This window comes from Oleiphilus sp. HI0066, from assembly GCF_001635725.1.
This window is the reverse complement of sequence record NZ_LWFH01001616.1, coordinates 1-657: the sequence shown is the minus strand read 5'-3', so window position 1 is coordinate 657 and position 657 is coordinate 1. Positions and strand designations below refer to the sequence as shown.

Below are 657 nucleotides of genomic sequence, written 5' to 3'. Positions count from 1 at the left end.
CAAATGCGGGCTTTGGCACAATGATGGTATTCCTGTTCTCAAGCCCACTCTTAAACCCAATTATCATTGGCTTGTTTGCGATCACCTTTGGCATAAAAGTCACTATTTTTTACTTCATTATCGCGATGGGTGTATCCGTTATTGCAGGTTTTCTGCTTGAAAAACTGGGGTTTGAACGCTTCGTAAAACCAGAAGCTTATGTGGAACCCGCTAAAACTTACGGAAGTGGATGTGGCTCCAAAGCACCTATCAATAAATGGAAAGCAATATGGGACTCAACTTGGAAAGACTTTAAACAAGTTGCACCGTACTTATTTGGAGGCATTGCATTGGGCGCGTTGATATACGGATTTATGCCTACTGAATTCGTCAGCTCTGTTGCGAACAAAGAAAACCCTTGGGCAATTCCTGTGTCTGCTGTGATCGGTATTCCCCTATATATTCGCGCAGAAGCCGTCATCCCATTGAGTGCAGTATTGGTTGAAAAAGGCATGGCGCTCGGCGCAGTTATGGCATTGATTATTGGCAGTGCGGGAGCAAGTCTTACCGAAGTTATCTTACTGAAATCATTGTTTAAAAATCAGCTGATCGCTGCGTTCCTATTCGTCATTTTATCAATGGCGATTGCAGCAGGTTTCTTATACAACATCCTATTCT

Annotated in this window: 1 protein-coding gene; it reads left to right on the top strand. The window is 43.1% G+C overall.

Annotation, left to right across the window (positions count from 1 at the left end):
• Nucleotides 1–657: permease (locus A3738_RS25410; RefSeq protein WP_068763943.1), on the top strand; the 657-nt coding region annotated here is incomplete at both ends.